Origin of the sequence: Actinoplanes sp. NPDC048988 (genome assembly GCF_043197815.1) — a bacterium.
In the GTDB taxonomy this organism is placed as follows: domain Bacteria; phylum Actinomycetota; class Actinomycetes; order Mycobacteriales; family Micromonosporaceae; genus Actinoplanes.
Window position 1 is genome coordinate 218,682 of sequence record NZ_JBICTW010000015.1, and the last position, 19,740, is coordinate 238,421.

A 19,740-nucleotide genomic window follows, 5' to 3' on the forward strand; every position below is an offset into this window, starting at 1 on the left:
GCTACCTACCTTCCAGCACCGTCGTCAACGCGGCCAACCGACCCGCGAGGTCCGGGCGGCTCGCGCGTAACCGGGTAAGATCGGGGTGACCGTCGCGCAGCTGTCCGAGCAGTACGACCCGTCCGGTTTCCAGCGATTCGACCGCGTCGCCGCTAGCGTCGTCCGCCACGGCCAAGAAGAGGGCTGCCGCGTCCAAGGCCACCCCTGACAGCCGGCTCAGCACCACCTCTTGATCAGGACGGGCCAGCGCCCGGGGCACTGCGAGTGGCAACAACTGGGTGGCGGTCCGCCCGGCCACGGCAGCGAGAGCCGGATTGGCGGTGGCCAATAGCTCAGAAGCGTGCCAGGCAGCACGGATTCGGACCACGATCGTCGCGGTTGGGGAGTCCGCAGCGGCCAGGCAGACATTCGCGGCCGCTTCCGGGTGCCCGGCCGCAGCCAATGCGTACCCGAGGTTGCTTTGATACACGCCCCGGGCTGGATGATCGGCCGGGGATAGCTGGACCGCCTGGCGCAACCAACTGACGGCCTCGTCCAGATCGGTCCGATCGCCCCTGTGCCGTTGCCGGTCAAGCAGCGCCCCGGCGAGGTTGGACAACAGTGCGGGACGTTCCGGATGGTTGTCCGTCACGGCGCGAATCGCGGTCCGACAGCAGGTGATCGCCTCCTGCAGATCCGTCTGCCGGCCACGTGCCCGTAGCGCAATGCCCAAGTTTGATAGCCGGCCCGGCCGTGCCGGATGGCGTTCCGGTGTCAGGCGCAGCGCACGCTGGGCAGCCTCGACGGCAGCGTCCACGTCGCTGCGATCACTATAACGGCGGAACCGGGCGAGCCTCGCGGCGCCAAGGTTGCCCAGATACATCGGCCGGTCGGGATGCTCGTCGGAGGTGACCGACACCGCGTCGGTCAGAGCCTCGATTGCCGCGTCCAGGTCCTCGACGGCACCCAGCCAGTCGAAACGCGTTTGCAGGACGTTGCCCAAGTTCGATCGGAACATTGGCCACATCGGATGCCCATGCCCCACTTCGCATGCCGCTCTTAGCAAGCTCACGGCTTCGTCGAGATCTGTCCGGCTCCCGGTGGTTCGAACTTGCATCTCGACGGCCAAGCCCAGGTGCGAAAGGCGCATCGCTCGGTCGGCGTGGCCTGGCGCGGTGCTCGCCACCGCGGCGCGCAGCAGAGACACGGCCTGACCGAGATCCCGCGCTCGACCGGTCGTTTCGAAGCGGGTCAGCAGCGCAAGGGCTAGGTTGACGCGATATAGCGCCTGATCCGGGTCGGTGCGGGCCGCTGATCGCAACGCGGTGCCGGCGGCGCCGACGGCGAGCCACAAGTCGGCGTGGTTTCCATTGGCCTCGAATCGCGAGCGCAGAACGGCGGCCTGATTGGTGAAGACAGCCGGTCTTTCCGGATGGTCGGCAGGGACGCTGGCAGCAGCCCGGGTCAGGACCTCGGCTGCCTCGTCGAGTTGCGCGGGATCACCGCTGTCGCGGTAGCTGGTCAGCAACGTGACGGCCAAATTCGACAGACTTTCGATGTCGTCCGGCGCGCTAATCGCTGCCGCTCGTCGCGCCAGCCGGACGGCGGTGCTCAGCCCGTGCCGATCCTCGGGCCGCAAACAGAGCGACGTGGCCAACGCACCGAGATAGGCGGCCCGCTCCGGGTGCTCGATCGGCAGCAGGGCCAGCGCCTCTCGAAGCAGTTCCACCGAGCGCGTCAACTCGGCGTGATTGCCACCGTGCACATACCACAGGCGCAGAGTCACCCCGACATTGCACAGGTACGACGGGAAGTCCGGATCGCTCTCGTCAGCGCGGAGCAACGCTGTCTCACCAGCGCGGACCGCCAGCTCGAGGCGGTGCCGATCGCCGGTGCGCTCGAACTGCACACGCAGCGCGACGCCCAGCCGCGAGAGGAAGCCGCCGTGGTGCGGAAGAACGTTGGCGATCCGGTTCCACAGGTCGGCAGCAAGGTTCGCGGCCACCGGGTCCGGTGTGGCGATCGCCCTCTGTAACAGGCCGACAGCGTAATCGGCGGCGGCGTCCGCGACGCGCGTCTGCAATGCCGCCGGAACTGGACCGGCGTCCAAGGTCATCGCCAGCGCGAACACCCGCACGGCCTCGTCCGCGGCCGCCTCACCGAAACGCTCCCAGAGCAGGTCGCCGAGATCTTGAGCCGCGTACGGATCGGAGGTCTGCGCCACCCGCCGACGCAACCGGTCGATCTTGTCCATCCGTCGCCCGCGAGCGTCAGGGGCCGGTGTGGGCGAACGGGGTCCACAAGCTGGGCCGGTCCCGGTTTTCGCGCCGCAAATTTTGCACCGCCTCGTGCAGGGCATGGGCGGCGGTTGCGGCGTCGAACCGACCGTCCTGGACCAGGGACCGGTAGACGTCGGCGGCCACCTGCGCCGCGTGCCGGTCGGCCACCGACCACAGGGTCGCGATGACGTGCCGGTAACCGGTGTAGTGCAGCGCCGCAGCCAGGGTGATCGCCTCGTCGGGCAGTTCGGAGCCGCCAACCGCAGTCTTGCACCCGGACAGGTACGCCAGCTCACCGTCGAATTGGCGGGTGGAGATGTCGGTGACGGTTAACATCCCGTCGTACAGAGCCAGGCCGCCATGCGAGGGGTCGGTGAGGTTCTGGTCGCCGTGGCAGCTGAAATGCACCCAGGGGCAATTGGGTAGCTCTTCCAGCACCCGGTCGCGGGTGGCATCCTGCTCGACCAGCATCGCGCGCCGATCGCTGGGCACGAGGTCGCCGATCAGTTCGGCCTCGGCGGCAACGTTGGGCAGGCGCCGGCGTCCCGGTGTCTCGGCCAGGCCGACGAACAGCATCCGGCCGGACTCGGTGCCGGGCGCGCCGCGCGCCTCAAGCAGTGCCCGCAGCGTCGGGGTATACGAGGACACTGCCCTATCCAGCACGGACTGTCCGTCCTGGTCATGCCGTCCGGCTGCGTGGATCGGCAGCAGGGTTAGCGCACCCGTCGGGCACCACCAGATCCGAGGCAACATGCCGGACGCCGCCAGGACCAGCGACAACTCGGTCATGATCCGTTCGACGAAGGTGTCCCACATCCACCGCAGGCAGTTGCGCAGCGCCGTCTCCAGCCGCTCTCCGGCCTGGCCCCACCGGGCGGTGGCCTCACCGAGCGTAACCATAGAGGGCAGGTCGCGGTCACCGGTCGTGAACTCGTGGTCGGCCTGCTGGTAGATCTGCGTCTCGGTCTCGTACGCCTGCACCGCGCTCAGATAGCCGTTCACCTGCTCGGTGACGTCCTGCTGGGTGAGGTCGGGAAGCGGGACGGCGCGTACACCGGACAGCTCGACGATTAGGGCGTCGCAGCGCCAGCGGCTCACGTTGAGGATGACCACGGGCCCGTCTGTGGCCGCCGGCAGCAGGGTCTCCAGCCGCGGTGGACGAAGGAAGTCCTCGAAGCCGTCGAGCTGACGCACTTGCTCGACCAGTTCGTCCCATTCGCGAGCCAGCGCCATCCGGCGGTCGATGTCCGGGCCGAGGGGACCGGCGAGCTCAGAGGTCATGCGTCCATCCAACCTGTGCTTCGGCTTTGGCGCGAGGGCTCGTTCGACACTACGTTCGGGGGAGAGACTGTCCGCATCCGCCGTCGGATAATGATGCATCCGTCGTGGACCTCAGGGGGAGCGCGTGGGTTTGGTCTTCGTGCACGGCATTGGCAATCGGACGGAGAAGGGCTCGTACGCGGAGACGGTCGCTCTGCGTGACGCGCTGTTCGAGCGGTTCCTGATCGCCCGGGCCGTGCCGGCACTTTCCGGGACCGAGATCCGCAATCCGATGTGGGGCGATCTCGGCGCCCGGCTCCGGTTCAAGCACGCCTCGATGCCGCGCGGCCGACGCGAGAAGCTCGGGGTCGATTTAAGCGAGCTGGCCGACCTCTACCGCGTCGTCGGCGGTGTCCCGGGTCGGTCGCTGGCCCGTCTGGCCCCGGCCGACGCCGTAGACTTTCTATTCACGATCGCTGACCTACGGGGGCGTTCCGCTGCCGAGATCGAGGATCTGGCCGACTATGCAGTGGCCCTGGCCGACGAGTGCGACGACAAGGCTACGGCCGGCGAGGCAGAGGAGCGCGACGACGCCCAGGTCCTAGACGACCTGGACCGGCTGGCCAGCCGCGGCTACGGAAGCGGCCAGGAGCGACTGGGCCGCAGCCGACGGTCCAACGGGCTCGGCCGCCGGGTGCTGTCCGCCGGCCTACGTCGGTTCCGACAGCAGGAGCTCGGGCTGCCGGCCCGGCTGGCCGTGGCCGCAGTGCGTCGGCTGGGCAGCGAAAACGTGTCGCTGCTGATCGGCGATGTCTTCGAGTACCTGACGACCCGCGGCACTCAGCATGAGCCCGGTGAGATCGTCAAGCTGGTCTGCGCCGACCTCGACCGGGCGAGCAAGGACGGACCGCTGGTGATTGTCGCGCATAGCATGGGCGGCAATATCGTCTACGACATCCTCAGCCACTTTCGACCCGATCTGGAAGTGGAGGTGTTCGTCACGGTCGGATCTCAGGTCGGCCTCTTCGAGGAATTGTCGCTTTTCCAAGCCAGCGATCGAAGCCCGACGGCCGACCAAATTCCGCCCCGGGTGAAGGCCCCGGAAAAATTGCGGCACTGGATCAACGTCGTCGACCCAGCGGACGTCCTCGCCTACCGGGCCGACCCCATCTTCGCTGGTCCGGTGGAGTACGACTATCCGTCCGAAGAGCCGTGGGCACATACCGCGTATTTCCGGCAGCCGCTGTTCCACAAGCGGCTGGCCGCCCGCATCGGGGAGACGCTGGCTTGACCGAGATTGTAGTGGACGCAGGAAGCGGCCCAAGGGTGCACGCTTTCGTGGTTGGGGTGGCGCATTATCCGTACGTCGGGAAGGGTCTCGGCACCGGCCCTGCGCGCCGGCTTCTCGACGATCTCGGTCAGGTGACCGTACCGGAACCTTCGGCACGGGAGATCGCGGAATGGCTGCTCACCGCGCCCCGCCAACCGGACGATCCGCCGATCGGCACGGTCGAGGTGCTGATTTCCGCACCGCATCCGGTGAAGGTGCGCGCATCGGGTGGTGCTCCAGTCGAAGTGGAGAGCGCGGTCCATGAAAACTTCCGCGCCGCCTTCCGCCGGTGGTTACGTCGGTGCGAAGCCAGTCGCGACAACGTGGCGATCTTTTACTTCTGCGGGCACGGATGGCGGCACGGCGATCAGCTTCTGCTGTTGGAGGACTTGGGCGAGGATCCGGAGCTCGTGCTGGCCAACAGCGTGGACCTCGGCGTACTGCGGGCCAGAATGCACCTGACCGGTCCGCGGCTGCAGGCGTACTTCGTCGATGCCTGCCGCGAGGTTCCGATGGATTTGACGCTGAGCGGCTCGCGGCCGAGAGCACTGGTGGATGTCCCAGAACCGGACGGGCCGCTCCATCCGGTCGACGCTCCGGTCTTCTTCTCCACCGCGATGGGTCACTCAGCTTTCGGTGACGGCGGTGCAGCCACACCTTACACCGAGGGAGTGATCGCAGCCCTGGAAGGGCTCGGTGCCTGCCGGAAGGGCGGGCAGTGGGCGGTTACCACCAGCAGCCTGGCAGCTCATCTGCAGAACATCATCGACTGGAACCAGGTCGGCGAGGGAAACCAAGAAGTGCGCATCGAGGGCCAGTGGGCAGGCCGGGGAGTCCTGCACTCGTTGGCCGGGGCACCTATGGTGCCGTTCCGGATCGGATGCAGCCCACCCGGGACACCCCTGCCCGAGCGGGTCACCGCCCGGGCGATGATCTCCCCAAGCCCGGTCTCGTCGGTGCAGGTCTTCGAGGCCAATCAAGGCCATCTGTCCGCCGGGTTCTACGAGATCGATGTCGCATACCCGCCGGACAGCCGGTTCACCGGGGACACGATTCTGTGGCAGATTGACCCACCGAACGAGGTCCTGTCTCTCACAGTGCGCTCCCGGCTTCCGGACCGATCATGACCGCGTACGTGCTCGGGCCAAATTCAGACGCGGACCGCTCTGTCGTGGGCGTCTTCGACGTGTCCGACGCCAATCTTGACGTCGTCGGGACCGGCGTCCTACGAGCCGGCGACTTGACCGAGGTGGACCTCCCCGTGCCGGGGGTCTACCTGGTACGTGGGTTCGTGCTGGGAGGAAAGCAGCTCAGCGCGGTCTTGCAGGTTGATGGAACATCCGACGAGACAAGAATCGCTCACCTGCAGTTTCCCGGTGCTGCCACAGAGCTGAAGCAGCCGGCCAGTGGCTGGATCGCGGTGTGGCGGCCGAACCCGTCCTTCGAGCCGGTCGACGGTGAGGTTCTGCGAACCTCCGGTAACGGGCTGACGGTCGAGTACACAGCGGCTGCCGGCGAGAACGTGATACTCCAGTGGGCGATCGGCGATGGACTTGCACGATGTACGGTCGCTCCGACAGGCGCCGCGGTGCGGTTCGTCGACGGCCGGCAACTGGAGCCAGCATCCGACGAAGCCCATGTGTTACTGGGCTTCCTCGACGAAGGCGATCCGGTCCATGCCGCCGTCCTGGCCGAGGCAACGCTCCAGTTCTTGCCTTACGACCCCACCCTGGCCGCCGCAGCCGGATACTACCTGCTCAGCGCCGGTGACCCGCGTTTGCAAGACTGGTCGCGGCAAATGATCGAACGATGGCCACGCTTGTTCGACGCCCACCTACTACATGGTTGGGCATGCCTGTACAGCGCAAATTCCTGGCAGCAGGCCGGTGCTGCACTGCGAAACGCAACGCGGTGCGGACTACCCCTGGCGGCCCGCGGGTTGAGGTTGCTGGACGACGCGCTGCGTCTGGTTGCCGCAGTGATGGATCAAGATCCGGAGACGGCACGCGAACAGTTCCTGCCTTACCTACGCGCGGCCGACGATCCCGGCTTGACCAGCTTCACCGGCAGCCCCGAATATCCCGGTGCGACCACTGCCCTGCAAGCGCCACCGCACGCCCGAACCTGGTACCAGTCGGACGGTCGCCTTCGCCTCGCCGGGCCAGTCCGGTCGGATATCCACCCGCATTCCCCTGCCGCTGATCCCGGTCCCAGACGCTTCGCCGCTCCGCTGGTACTGGCCGGCGCTCGAGGAACGGGCGGCCGTTCAACCGCGGACATGATCGTTCTCGACCTACCCGCGGAGGCACGAGAGATACTCGGTTCTGCGGTCACCGCACGAGTCCTGCCCGAGCACGATAGCTTGGGGATCCTACTGGCACCGGTACCGGACTTGCCGATCATGGTTGCAATCGACGAGGCCGGCGAGGACTGGCACACCGCCGAACGCCCCGGCAACGGAATTGCATACGTCCGTATTCCATGGACAGGATCCGGCACGCCACGCGCGGTCCACATCGCCGTGGGCGACACCCCGCCGCCCGCGGCCGAAAACCCACTCGACGCTCTCAGAACCAGGCTGCGCAAGTTCAGCCAGAGTCTCGACTTCGCCCTAGTGCTTGATCCCGTAGCGGTCCAGGAGGCCGAGGCATCGCTGGCGGCTGCACGCGAGCCGTCTGGCACTGAGAGCGCTAGCGTCCTTGCCCAGCATACCGCCGGGTGGCTGCACTGGTACCGCTTCCTAGCCTCCGAAAACACGGACATGTCCGCGCTCTATCTCGCGGTCGAGCTGTTCGCGATGGTGGCACGGGAGCGAATTGACGCCGTCCCCGAAGAACTGCGGGACACCGTTGCGGTCGACGGCCCACCGGCCTCGGCCAGCCCCGCCGATCGCGCCGCCTGGCAGCTACGGGTGGCATTGAGCATCAGCGACATCCATGCACTCAACGAGGCCATTGAAGTGCTGCGAGAGACGGCCGGCGACCGGCCGGAGCACCTGGCCAACCTAGCCGCCGGACTCGGGATGCGCTTCGAGCGCCAAGGCGATCGACACGATCTCGACGAGGCCATCAGCCTCATGCGCGAGGTGGTGCGCCGCACACCCAGGAAAGACCCGCGCCTGGTAGGAACCCTGTCCAATCTCGGTGCCGCGCTGCGCACCCTCGCCGACCTGACCGGTGACGACAGCACCCTTAACGAGGCGGTCAGTATCGCGCGGGAGGCCGTCGAGGCCGCTCCGAACGGTGACCCGTACCTTGCCGGCCACCTCAGCAACCTGGCCGCTGCCCTGCAGCAACGGCACAGCCACCGGGGCGACCTCGCTGATGCCGACGCCGCGATCGAGGCCGGCAGCCGCGCACTGGCCTACGCCGCAGCCGACGACCCCGGCCGACCGCTGATGTGGAACAACCTCGCTCTGGCGCTGCGCAGCCGGTTCGAGCAGACCGGCAACCTCGGCGACCTAGACCGGGCCGTTGAGGCTTCCCGAGACGCGGTCGCCTCGACCGAGCCAGGCCACCCCAACCGGGCCGCAGCGCTGTCGAACCTGGCAGTGGCCGCCCGGCTACGTTTCGAGCACCGCGGCGAAGTCGCCGACGCCGACGCGGCGATCGAGGCAGCCCGCGAGGCAGCGGATCTTCTCGAGGAGGCCAGTCCAGCACGCGTGGCGGTGCTGACCAATCTCTGCACCGCGCTGCGGACCCGGCACCGGCACGATCCCGACTCGGGAAGGTTTGACGAGGCGGTCGGGGTGGCCATGGCGGCCGTCGAAATCACGACCAGGTCCGACGGTCCGGCGCGGGAGGCGGGTCCGGCCCTGACGGCGTTACTCAGCTCGCTCGTCGCCCGGTACGAGGTCACCGGCGACCTCGCCGATCTCGACAACGCCGTGATCGCGGCGCGCACCGCCGTCATCGCGCCAAGCCGCACATCCGGTGATCAAGCGGCACGGCTCGGAAATCTGAGCGACGTACTCCGGCTGCGCTACAGCCGGCGCGGCGTACCGGCCGATCTCGACGAGGCCATCGAGTACGCAGAAGCGGCCGTGTCTCGAACTCCCGAGCGGGACCCGATGCGCGGAGCGCGCCTCACGGCCCTGAGCAATGTACTGACGATGCGGGCCGCCCGTACCCTCGCAGTCTCCGACCTTGAGCGTGCGGTGACGACCGCCCGGGCCGCCGCAGAGTCGCTACCGAGCCACCACCCCGACCAGACCGCGGCACAGAGCAATCTAGGAGTCGCCCTCCGAATGCGATTTGCAGTAAGCCGTGACCCAGCCGATCTGGACGAGGCGATCACTGCGGGTCGTAGGGCCGCTGCGCTGCCCGAGCCGCAGCGTTTCCTCCCGTCGCAGGCGAACCTCGCCACGGCGTTACGGCTGCGCTCCGAGACGACCGGTAGGGAGGCCGACCTCGAGGAAGCCGTCGACCTGTGCCGAGCGATCCTCGACCGACTGCCCAATGACCATCCTTCTCGCTCGCCGATTTTCGCGAGCCTCGGGAACTGCATGATGCTGCGATACGAACGGTCCGGCGTCGTGCCCGACCTCGCGGCCGCCGTCGACGCGTGGTGGCGTGCGGGACAGGTGTCGACCGCACCGGCTGCCACCCGGTTCGAGGCGCTGCGGGCGCTGGCGACGAACGCTGCCGGGCGAGGCGACTGGGGCTGGGCGATCAAGGCATACACGGAGGCGACCAGTCTGATCCCAGTGTTGGCTTGGCACGGCGTCGACCGGGCCGGTCGTGAGGATCTACTCAACGCCACCGTCGACATCGCCACCGACGCGGTCGCGGCCCATCTTGCCGCGTCCACTGCGGCGGAAGAGACCGTGGTGCTGCTGGATAATAGCCGCGCGGTGATGTGGGGACAGATACTCGACGTCCGGACCGACCTCAACAGTCTGCGCGCCGAACATCCTCACCTAGTCGCCCGCCTGGAATCGGCCCGGTCCCAGTTGGAGAGGCCGACGGACGTAACGGAGTCCATCACCCTGCGCATTGATTACCCCCACCCTGACGACCGCCGGAAGAAGGCGAGGACCGGTCTGGACAATCCGGCCGACGTATGACCCCCCTTTATTGGTCTCAGGCGCAAGACCTGGCCCGCTGCCTCATCGCCGAGTTCGCTCACAGCCCGCAAGATGTCGCCGAGGGAGGGGAAGCTCCGGGTTCGCAGGGCGATCGCCGCATCGAGACCCAGTGGCGCCTGCCGTTGGAGGGTCTCCGCCGTCTCGAGATCGGCCAGGTCGCCCGACAGGCTGAAGCGCCGGGTTAGCGCTTCGGCCTCAGCATGGCCCGGTGCGGTGGCGGGGGCGTGTCGCCGGCCGACGCCGTGACCTCGTCGAGAAAGCCGTCGAGGTCACCGAGATCACCGGGATTTCTTCGACTGGTGGCGACGGCGGCCGCCTCTGCCTGTTGGAGGACGTTCAGGTACTCGTTCGTGCGGTCGATCGCGTCGGCCTGGGGGCAGACCCTCCAGACGGCGCGCGGTCACGCCGCTGGTGCGGACGAGGAGGGCTTCGCAGCGCCATCCACTCACGTTGAGGAGCACGACCGGCCCTTTTGGCGCTGCCGGGAGCAGGCTCTTCAATCGGGGCGGCCGCAGGAAATCCTGGAAGTCGTCGAGCTGACGAACCCGACCGGCCAGTTCGTCCCACTCATAGGCGAGCGCCATGCGGCGGTCCACCGGGGAACTCGGATGCAACTCCGCGGTCATGACCGGTCCTTCACGCTCGACGCCGCGACTCAGCCTGTCGGGTGGGCTCTGGCGCACAACCCCGGATCAGGCGCAAGAATGACGGCGTGGATACCTCTGATACCGAGGCTGCCGCCGCTGCGAGCGAGGCATTGATCGTGGCGCGGAACAGGGCCGACCTCAGCGCGGTGAATCGGGCCGTGGCATTGCTCGCCAAGGCAGTCGACGGCTGCAGTGTGGTCCCTGCGACCTGGTTGATCAATCTGAGCGCCGGTCATCTGATCGAGTTCGAGCTGAGTGGCGAAACCCGCTGTCTCGATCGGGCGGTGGACGCCGGGCGCGCCGCAGTCGCTGCCGGTGATCCGGACAGCATCGCAGCCGCCTGGGCAAATGTGGCGATGGCGTTGCGCCAGCGCTACGAGCACCTCGGACACGCCGGCGACCTTGACGATGCCGTTGATGGAGCCACCGAGGCAATGCGGCTCACCGGCCCGCAGGACGCCGACCGGGCGGGCCGGTTGTCCAATCTGGCCGCCACGCTGCAGGCGCGCCATGACCGGGACGGTTCGAAGGCCGACCTCGAGCGGGCCGTGGAACTGCTCGAAGTGGCCGTGGCCGTTGCCCAACCCGACAGCGAGGCCCGGTTCGGCTACGAGTCGAATCTCGGCTTGGCCCGGCACGCGTTGTTCGAGGAGACCGGTGACATCAGCGCCCTGGAGAGGGCGATCACTGCCGCCCGCTCCGCAGTGTCTGTCTTTCCTCCGGGCCACCCGGTGCGACCCGGCCGCCTATCCAACCTCGGGCTGGCGGTCCTCTCCTGGGCAGAACGCTTCGGCTCGGCGATTGCCCGGGCCGAGGCGATCGCTCTGCTCCGCGACGCGGTGCGGGATAGCACGCCGGACGACCCGCATCTGCCCGGCAGGCTCACGAACCTTGCGGACGCCCTGATCGAGTCGGCGGCCGCCACCGGAGACCCGGCGGCGCTCGACGAGGCGGTGAAGGCCGCCGACCATGCTGTCCGAACGACGCCTGCTGAGCATCCGGAACGTAGCCGCTATCAGGGAAACCTGGCAATGGCTCGGTTCGTGAGGTACGAGCGTGCCGGTGCCGAGGCCGACCTGGCTGCCGCCCTGTGTGACGCGGCCGAGTCCGCCGACGCCGCCGGGCCGCATCAGCCTGGCCTGTCGGCCAACCTGGGTGTCGTGCTGCACGCGCATTACGAGCGGTACGGCCGGGCACGCGATCTTGAGGAAGCTGTCGTCGTGGCACGCCGATCAGTCCGTCTGAGTGCTGAGTCCGACCCGGATCTGCCCGGACGCTGTCAGAATCTGGCGACGTGCTTGCTCACCCGGTTCGAGGCGGCCGGTTCTGCGGACGACATCGCGGAGGCCGTGCAGTTGTCGGCGCAGGCGGTGGCCGCTCTTCCGGAAGATCATGCTGCCCGGCCCGGCTATCTTAGTAACCTGGGGATCGCGCTGCATGCGCTGTTCACCGTGTCAGCCAATGCTAAGCATCTCGCCGCGGCAGTGACGGTGTCCCGGGCTGCGGTCGCAGCGGCCGAACGGGGCGACCCGGACCGCCCGATGTACCTAACCAATCTCGCCGCGCTCCTTCACGAGTCGGCCGAGCGGCGGGACCGTCCGGACGACCTCGACGAGGCTGTCCGAGCGGCCGGAGATGCCGTCGACGGCACCGCACCGGGCCATCCGGCCAGCGCCCGGCATGCGGTGAACCTGGCGGCGGCGCACCTGGCTCGTTATCAGCGCACCGGGCAGCCGTCCGACCTAAGAGGCGCGCGCCGCGCCGCCCTGGCCGCGACACGCGCCATCCCGGAGGGCGATCCGGCCCGGGCCGGGGCGCTGGCCAATCTCGGCACCGCACGCTGGCTCGGCCGGCGGCCGGACAGACCCGGCGCGGTCGCCGCATGGCATGCGGCGACGGACACGATCACGGCGCCGCCGAGCGTTCGCATCCAGGCCGCTGTCACCTGGGCGGACGCGATCATGGGCGCAGGTGACGCGGCCAGTGCGCGCAGGCCGTATGCCCTCGCCGCTGAGCTGTTGTCCCAGCTCGCCTGGCGCGGACTTAGCGAGCACGACGCCCAACGCCTGTTGAGGGAGCACCCCACCGTGGCGACTGACGCCGCGGCCGCTCACGTCGCGGCGCGTTGCCCGGACGAGGCCGTCTCCGTCGCCGAACTCGGTCGCAACGTTCGGTGGTTTCAGCGGGTCGGCGGCCAGGACGACCACGAGCGGTTGCGGCGGTCCTGTCCCGAGCTGTCCGCAGCGCTCGAGGCGGTCGGCGCTGGGATCGCCGCGCTGTCGGCACACCGGCTGCACCGGGAGAGAATCGGCTGACCGGAGGTTCCTGTGGAGGCGTTCATGAGGTCGCCGAACGCCTCGGCCATGATCCGGCCACCCTAATACTCCAGCAGGAGATCCGTTCTGAGCTGCGGTGACGGTGTGGTTTTGTCCGTGGACAGCAAGCAGCCACCGTCGAGTCTCAGCGGTTGTGTGGACTACCAAGAATGCGGCGGTGGCTGCCGCCTACAGAGTAGATGCTCAGCGATGGTCTGAGTTGTTCGAGACGTTGATGGACACGATCGAGGCACGCTTCGGCCGGCCTGAACCACGGCGCCGGGTGCGGGACTTCATAGCCGGTTTGCTGGCGCCGCTGCCGGTCAAGAACTGCTGGACGATCGCTGAACATGCTGGTGACGACGGCCCGGGCGGTATGCAGGATTTGATCGGCCGAGCCAGTTGGGAGGATGCCGGAGTCCGCGCTGACGTGCGTGACTTCATCGTCGCCCGGCTCGGTCACCCGGACGGGGTGCTGCTGGTCGACGAGACCGGCGATCTGAAGAAGGGAACCCACACCGTCGGCGTCCAGCGGCAGTACTCCGGCACCGCCGGGAAGATCGAGAACTGCCAGCTCGCCGTGCACCTTTCCTATGCCTCACCGCTCGGGCACACCCTGCTCGACGTCGCTCTCTACCTGCCGAAATCCTGGGCGGAAGACCCCGAGCGACGTGCCAAGGCGGGAGTGCCCGACACCATCGGCTTCGCCACCAAACCACAGCTGGCCCAACGGTTGATCGACACAGCCGTGGCCGGCGGCCTGCCGTGTCGGTGGGTCGCCGGCGACGAAGCCTACGGCGGCGACCCACGCCTGGCCGCAGCACTTCGCGGCCACCGACTCGGCTATGTCCTCGCCGTCGCTTGCTCGCACCATGTCCCGACCGGCCTCGGTGTCTTCCGGGCCGACCAGCTCGCCGCCGGCCTGCCGAAACAGGCCTGGCAACGGCTCTCCGCCGGCGAAGGGGCGAAAGGATTCCGTTACTACGACTGGGCATTCATCGCCCTGCCACAGGCCACCGACCACCATCAAGGCCATCACTGGCTGCTGATCCGCCGCAACCGCACCACCGGCGAGCTGGCGTTCTACCGCTGCTGGAACCCGCAGCGAGTTGCCCTGCACCAACTGGTCGCCGTCGCCGGCCGGCGCTGGAGCATCGAGGAATCGTTTCAGGCCACCAAAACCGGCCTCGGTCTCGACCAGCACCAACACCGCCGCTGGAAAGCCTGGCACCGCTGGACCACCCTGGTCATCGCCGCCCACGCCTTCCTCGCCGCAGCAACAACGCTCAGCACAGCGAGTCCGGACGGACTAATCGACATCACCGTCAACGAACTCCGCCGACTCTTCCACGCCCTGATCCTCGAGCCCGCCCGACGCGTCACCGACGTCATCGCCTGGTCCATCTTCCGACGCCAGCACCAAGACTCAGCCAAAACCAGCCACTACGCCAGACAAGCCCTCACAGAACCCTGAAACGGATCTCCTGCTGGAGTACTAATGCGCTATTACGCCCGGGTCAGTGCCGCCCGCCGGTCGCAGGCCAGCGACCGTATCGCTGAACTTGCTATGCCCGCCATCGTCGGCGGTCGCCGACACTTGAACGCGAACAGGAATAGCAAGCTATTCTGAGATTCGGCAAGCGCAACCGGTAATAGCTGAACCGGATGTCGGTGTGGGAGAGGCGGTCTTCTCATGGGCTGTTAAGTGGTCGCCCTGGTTGAATCATGATGCGTTCCCGAAATCGTTGGCCGGGACTCGACCTAAGCGCTTTACCCACTTGATCCAGCAGCGCCCAAAGGGTTCGCGTACTGAATGGGAGCCACCGCACTTGATTGGCCGTGGTCGCACGCCTGGTCACAGCGATGATCAACTTCTCAGGGATTGGGTGATATCGGGCGGCAGAACGGTGCCTTTCTGTCCGATTCTGCGTACATAAAAGCTCCGCGGCCGCCTCTCTAGAGAATTTGAGGTTACAATCGGCGCCAGCACGCTCGATCTAGGCAGCCTTGATCAGCAGCGAAGCTCGGAAAGTTAGTCTACGACCCAGGCCTTAGCCAAGTGTCCAAATTATCGTGGAGGACTCAGGGACCTCGCTCCTGAGTTCCGCATTTCCTGGCGGAGTGCACGGATTCGTAGGTGACGAATTCGTCCGAGCAGGCGAGCGCCGATGCGCGGTCGATACATGGCCAAGCTCGGTCTGTTGTTCGCTGCTATTCAGTGGGCTCCACGTGACCTTGAACGAATCACTACGAGCCGGCGCATGGCGTCAGCGGCGGTCGCGCGGTACTCGCCGGCGCAGCCTTGCCCGGCCCCGGATGCTCACATCTGCGCGGATCCATCGCGCGGACGCCGGCAGCCCGGCCACTGCCTCTCCGACCGGACCGGTGATCGCCTTTTCCCGGATTGCTACGGACAGCAGTGCGTCGTCGCAGGACTTGTCCACTGCGAAGTCTGGGCCGAGGATGATGAGGTCGCGCAACACCTGCTGAAGGTAGGCGTGCAGCTGCCGTGGCAACGTCGGCAGATGCCGCTCGTCCGGGTCGTCGCCGTGCGCCACGCTCGACCGGATCCCGTACGCATCAGCGATCGCTTGCCGGATCTGCAGCCGATCCTCGTCGGAGCGGCCGATTAGCACCGCCGTGCGCTGCGCAACTTTGCGGCCCAGATCGCTATGTCCCTCACCCGCGCCAGTCATCAAATGCTCGAGTGCGGCCACATACCCAAAGATCACCTCAGCCCGGTTCCGCTGATGCAAGACGTCACGGTCGGCGCCAAGTCGGGAGACCGTCGCCAAAAATTGGTGAGCGGCCCGCCGTAGCCGGTTCGACGGATGCTGCCTCGCCTTCTTCCCGCCGTCCGGTGGATCAGGCCAGAGCATCAATCGCGCCGATAACTTCTCGGCGACCTGCAAAATCTCGGCGAGCTCGTCCGGATCCGGCCGGCATGGTCCCCAGCCAGGTTCTTCCCATTCGTCAACGCCGTTGCCGTTCTCCACCATGCCCAAGCCGTCGCCATGGACCCGATCGACGACCCGGCCGGGTTCGATCTCGTATTCTGCTGCGGCGAGCACCCGTTCCGGCTGGGCGATGTTCAACAGCAGCAGCGGCTTCCACGCGATGATCGCTCTGTACGGGGCGAACAGATCCTCGACGAGCCAGCGCGGCAGGAAGCTTCCGACGCTCGGCTCTAGGCTGGGTGCGTCCTGGCGCAGAACGGTGCAGCCGCCGTGCCGCAACGCGTCGTCCCATGGGTTGCGTGCGAAGGTGGCCGCGGACGGCAGCGGAACCAGCCCATCAAGCTCGCCTTCCACGATCTGGCTCAGTATCCAGCCGGCGATCTGGTGCGAGCCAGCCACCGGAAGATCGGCGTCGAGGACGGTCAAGTATTCACCTGTGATCGGCGGCCCGCTGAGGTAGCCGGCGAGCTCACCAGCAAGGCGGTCCGGGACCGGAGGATTCCGCAGCACGCCGCTAATCCCGAAGTTCGCCATGGTGTGCACCGTCAGCGTTCGACCCCACCGATGCTCAACCGGCCCACTGTCTGCTTCGTCGTCGACACGATGTAGATAGCCATTTGCCCTAGCCGCAGCCGCTGCCGCCATGTTGATTAACCGAAGGTGCGGCACCGCGAACGCGGCGACCGCTTCGTCGTGGGTCAGTTCGGCGCCGTGGGAAGCAGCGTCGTCCACCAACGTGCTGATCGCCTCGGTGAGGCGTTGCGTGTGGTCCGGCATGCCAGCCATCCTCGCTTACAACGGCGATGCATGAGCGTGCGTACGGGTGCCTTATGAATTTCCTGGTGGAGTGTACGGATTCGTAGGGCACCAATTCATCCCGAGGCCCTGAAGCCGCTGGCCTATATGTGCCCCTGCTCAGTCCAGGTGGAGGGGATGCCAGTCGTCGAGGTCCAGGACGTACAGCTCACCGAGGTCGTTGGTCGCTTCGGTCCGGACCCGGGCGGTGGCGGTCCGTTTTGGCGTGGTGGTCACCCGCACGAACGTCCTCGGCGACCACGGCAACCTGATCAGATCCCCGGGTTGCAGCCGACCAGCCGAGCGAACGGCGAAGGCTGGGCCTTCGACGGTTGATGCGATCGGCACCGGCTGGCCGTTACCGAGGCCGATCGCCGGAACCGCGACTGCAGCGCCGAGCAGCGCGATGTGCTCCTCGTCGCGGAAATCCGTGATGTGCGCGTAGACCCGCGAAATGCCGGCGTCGGCGTACACGGCGAGGTGCTGGAGCAAATCGCCGGGGGTGCCTGTCACGGTGTCCTGATCGCCGTCCCAGCCATAACGCCGGGCCCGAGCATCGGCTTGCATGACGCTCGATCCGCAGCACAGTTGTAGGGTGACGGAGATCCGCAGCGTGGCCGGGTCCCGGCCGGCAGCCTGGCACGCCTGCTGCGCGCGGGTCACATGCGCTTGGGCCCTAGCCGGTGTGGCTCGCGGGAGGTTGTACTCATCGGCGAAACGAGCGGCAAGTGCCGGCGTCTGCCGACGGCCATTCCCACCGACGATAATCGGCGGCCGTGGCGTCTGCGCCGGCTTGGGTAGTCCGGGGTTGTCCTCGACATGGTAGAACCGGCCGTGGTGTGTGAAGGTCTCGCCGGGGGGGCAGCGCCACAGGCCAGTGACGATCTCGAGGTATTCGTGCAACTGCTGAAGGCGCTCAGCCGGCGAGTTCAGGCGAGCCCCGGCCGAGCGGTGCTCCGATTCGAACCAACCTGCGCCAATGCCGAGCTCCAGCCGCCCGCCGCTCATCCGGTCGACACCGGCCGTAGTCATCGCGAGCATGGCCGGCAGCCGCAACGGCGCACACGTCATCAAAGTACCCAGCCGCACGGTGGTGGTGTCACGGGCGAGCCCGGCAAGCACCGTCCACGCGTCCGAGGGGCCAGGGGGCTGTAACGCTCCGAACCCTCGGACATGGTCGGCTCGGAAAACGCCGCCGATGCCGTTCCGCTCGGCGATCAGGGCGATGCGCAACTGGTCGTGGTAAGTGGCGCCGGCCTGAGCCTCGAGGTTGACGAACACGTCCATGGTGGCTGTCCTGCCCTTCAGCGGATACCGGCGGGATTCGAGGCTGCACTAATCAGCCGGGTCAGGAAGGACACGTCAGCGCCGCACGCGGTGCGATAGTCCGCCGGCGGGAACTTGCGTTCGGCGACTAGATACGTGTCCGGGCCGGGCGGGATCCGCGCGAACGCGGCAAGGAGGTCCACGCTACCCTGGCCAAGATCAACTGAATCGGTGAACCGGGCAGGATCACCGATTATTCCATCGTGGAAGTGGTAGTAGGAGCACCGATCGGACCAAAAGCTGACCAGCGGGCCGAGATCTGCGCCTGCCAGCGCCGCCCAGTACAGGTCGAGGCAGAATCCGGTGGAATCACCGAGCTCGTCGCGCAGGATCTGAAAGGCCGGGCGTTGATCGTCGGTGGCCGGGCTCATCTCCTCAGCATGGTTGTGCAGCAGCAGACGGATGCCATCGGCGTCCAGATCCTGCGCCCAGACTCGCAGTTGCTGCGCTACCCGTTCGTATTCGCTACGTGAGCTGGCCGGCAGGTGACTGACGATCACTTGCCGGGCACCGGCCTGCAGGCAGTAGTGAATCACCTCTGCTTGCCGAGCGAGCAGTTCCCACCAGAAGACGTGAACCGCTGCTACCTGTAGGCCCAGGTCCTGGGCGACGCCTCGCAGCAAGGCCGCCTTTGGGGCCAGATTGAACATTGCTTCGACAACTTCGGCGCCGGCGTCCGCGACGGTGGTGAGGACCCGAACGGTGTCGCGGGTGTTGGCGGAACCGAACATTCCGTATCCGTTGACTCCCAGTTGCACACCGATGCGCACGGTTCATCCCCTCTCGACGGCGATGCTGCGGGCACTGTCGAGCAGGTCCAACACCTGCAGTCCGGCATCGGCGGGCGTTCCCGGGGCATGCCCGGTGGCGAGAGCATCCGCGGCTGCTGCATACAGGGCGCTGTAGTGCCCCCCGGCCGGTTCGTCGACCGGCTCGGCCCGCCACAGGCCGTCCGGCCCGCAGACCTTTAGCTGGCGATAGTCGTCGACACGTATCGCACCTTGGGTGCCGTCGACGGCGAGCCACCATCGAGGTGTTGCGGCCAGCCAGGACACCTCGATGGTGGCTTCGGTCCCGGACACCCCGGCGAGGTGTACGAGGGCCTCGTGCTCGACCACTGCGCCTGGCGGGGTGGCGAATAGCGCCTGGGTCGACGCCAGCGGCCGGCCGAGCACCGCGACACTTAGGTAAGCCAGGTGGTAAGCCAGATCGGCGAGCACTCCGCCGCCGTCGGGGGCCAGCCGCCATGGAAGGCGTTGCGGAACATGCTCGGGCGGTGCCGTTAGATGATGTCCGGCGTTGACGGTATGCGCCCGGCCGATGACACCGGTGTCCAGCAGGGTCAGCAGCCGAGCCACGGCTGGGCGGAACAGTTCGCTGTGCACTACGGCCACAGGACCTGCGGGTATTGCCCCCGCAGACCGGCGTTGCAGAGCTGTGCGCGCCTGGGCGGCGCGGGCTGCAACGGGTTTTTCGCACAGTATCGCGGCGCCGCGGAAGTGGTCGGCCAGCAGCGGAACGTGTGATGCTGTCGGACTGGCCAGGACGACTAGGTCCGGTTCGCGCCCACCGGTGTCCAGCGCGTCCGGGTCTGGAAGCAACTCGGGCTCACCCGGCAGCATGGCCCCGATCAGCTGTCGCCGGTCCGCCCGGGGGTCAACGACCCAGCGCACATGCAGCCGATCGGCCATGGCACGCAGAGCGGGCACGTGGAACAGTTCTGCGGCCAGGCCGCAGCCGACGAGGGCGATCGAGTACGGCATGCC

At 67.3% G+C, this 19,740-nt stretch carries 12 protein-coding genes; 5 read left to right on the top strand and 7 right to left on the bottom strand.

The genetic code is table 11. The features are described from left to right. Position 1: 1 nt before the first annotated feature. Positions 2–2,233 (bottom strand): hypothetical protein, encoded by a 2,232-nt coding sequence (locus ACGFJ7_RS35640; protein ID WP_392646327.1) that lies wholly within the window; start codon positions 2,231–2,233, stop codon positions 2–4. 16 nt (positions 2,234–2,249) lie between these two features. Further along, positions 2,250–3,638 (bottom strand): CHAT domain-containing protein, encoded by a 1,389-nt coding sequence (locus ACGFJ7_RS35645; protein WP_392646328.1) that lies wholly within the window; start codon positions 3,636–3,638, stop codon positions 2,250–2,252. A 25-nt stretch (positions 3,639–3,663) separates the two neighbouring features. Between ACGFJ7_RS35645 and ACGFJ7_RS35650 the strand changes: the two genes are divergently transcribed. From ACGFJ7_RS35650 to ACGFJ7_RS35660, 3 genes are read left to right on the top strand one after another with little or no spacing between them, the layout of a single operon-like run. After that, a complete protein-coding gene (locus tag ACGFJ7_RS35650; RefSeq protein WP_392646330.1) occupies positions 3,664–4,809 on the top strand; it encodes a hypothetical protein in 1,146 nt (381 codons plus the stop codon). A gap of 35 nt (positions 4,810–4,844) precedes the next feature. Continuing rightward, positions 4,845–5,975 (top strand): caspase family protein, encoded by a 1,131-nt coding sequence (locus tag ACGFJ7_RS35655; protein ID WP_392646332.1) that lies wholly within the window; start codon positions 4,845–4,847, stop codon positions 5,973–5,975. Then, complete coding sequence (locus tag ACGFJ7_RS35660) at positions 5,972–9,913, top strand: tetratricopeptide repeat protein (RefSeq protein ID WP_392646334.1); 3,942 nt, start codon at positions 5,972–5,974, stop codon at positions 9,911–9,913. The genes ACGFJ7_RS35655 and ACGFJ7_RS35660 overlap by 4 nt, the downstream gene beginning before the upstream one ends. A 299-nt stretch (positions 9,914–10,212) precedes the next feature. On the opposite strand, the gene ACGFJ7_RS35665 is transcribed toward ACGFJ7_RS35660, so the two are convergent. After that, positions 10,213–10,560 carry a hypothetical protein gene (locus ACGFJ7_RS35665; protein ID WP_392646336.1) on the bottom strand — a complete coding sequence of 116 codons (348 nt, stop codon included), beginning with the start codon at positions 10,558–10,560 and terminating at the stop codon, positions 10,213–10,215. A gap of 86 nt (positions 10,561–10,646) precedes the next feature. Here ACGFJ7_RS35665 and ACGFJ7_RS35670 point away from each other — a divergent pair, with 86 nt between their 5' ends. Beyond that, entirely contained in the window at positions 10,647–12,896 is a 2,250-nt protein-coding gene (locus ACGFJ7_RS35670; RefSeq protein WP_392646338.1) for a hypothetical protein, read from the top strand. 235 nt (positions 12,897–13,131) lie between these two features. Then, positions 13,132–14,370, top strand: a complete 1,239-nt coding sequence (locus tag ACGFJ7_RS35675; protein ID WP_392646340.1) for an IS701 family transposase — start codon at positions 13,132–13,134, stop codon at positions 14,368–14,370. Positions 14,371–15,163: 793 nt separating this feature from the next. On the opposite strand, the gene ACGFJ7_RS35680 is transcribed toward ACGFJ7_RS35675, so the two are convergent. The 4 genes from ACGFJ7_RS35680 to ACGFJ7_RS35695 form a co-directional block, all read right to left on the bottom strand. Beyond that, entirely contained in the window at positions 15,164–16,630 is a 1,467-nt protein-coding gene (locus ACGFJ7_RS35680) for a hypothetical protein (protein ID WP_392646342.1), read from the bottom strand. 138 nt (positions 16,631–16,768) lie between these two features. Further along, positions 16,769–17,935: an LLM class flavin-dependent oxidoreductase gene (locus tag ACGFJ7_RS35685; RefSeq protein WP_392646343.1), complete on the bottom strand. Its 1,167-nt coding sequence runs from the start codon at positions 17,933–17,935 to the stop codon at positions 16,769–16,771. 17 nt (positions 17,936–17,952) lie between these two features. Further along, positions 17,953–18,744 (bottom strand): sugar phosphate isomerase/epimerase family protein, encoded by a 792-nt coding sequence (locus ACGFJ7_RS35690; RefSeq protein ID WP_392646345.1) that lies wholly within the window; start codon positions 18,742–18,744, stop codon positions 17,953–17,955. Between the two features lie 3 nt (positions 18,745–18,747). Next, a complete protein-coding gene (locus ACGFJ7_RS35695) occupies positions 18,748–19,737 on the bottom strand; it encodes a Gfo/Idh/MocA family protein (RefSeq protein WP_392646347.1) in 990 nt (329 codons plus the stop codon). Positions 19,738–19,740 lie beyond the last annotated feature (3 nt).

Excerpts from the sequence above, each read along its gene's own strand:
- ACGFJ7_RS35640 (WP_392646327.1), bottom strand. The coding sequence starts at position 2,233 with ATGGACAAGATCGACCGGTTGCGTCGGCGGGTGGCGCAGACCTCCGAT.
- ACGFJ7_RS35645 (WP_392646328.1), bottom strand. The coding sequence starts at position 3,638 with ATGCATCATTATCCGACGGCGGATGCGGACAGTCTCTCCCCCGAACGT.
- ACGFJ7_RS35660 (WP_392646334.1), top strand. The coding sequence starts at position 5,972 with ATGACCGCGTACGTGCTCGGGCCAAATTCAGACGCGGACCGCTCTGTC.
- ACGFJ7_RS35665 (WP_392646336.1), bottom strand. The coding sequence starts at position 10,560 with ATGACCGCGGAGTTGCATCCGAGTTCCCCGGTGGACCGCCGCATGGCG.
- ACGFJ7_RS35675 (WP_392646340.1), top strand. The coding sequence starts at position 13,132 with ATGGACACGATCGAGGCACGCTTCGGCCGGCCTGAACCACGGCGCCGG.
- ACGFJ7_RS35680 (WP_392646342.1), bottom strand. The coding sequence starts at position 16,630 with ATGCCGGACCACACGCAACGCCTCACCGAGGCGATCAGCACGTTGGTG.
- ACGFJ7_RS35685 (WP_392646343.1), bottom strand. The coding sequence starts at position 17,935 with ATGGACGTGTTCGTCAACCTCGAGGCTCAGGCCGGCGCCACTTACCAC.
- ACGFJ7_RS35695 (WP_392646347.1), bottom strand. The coding sequence starts at position 19,737 with ATGCCGTACTCGATCGCCCTCGTCGGCTGCGGCCTGGCCGCAGAACTG.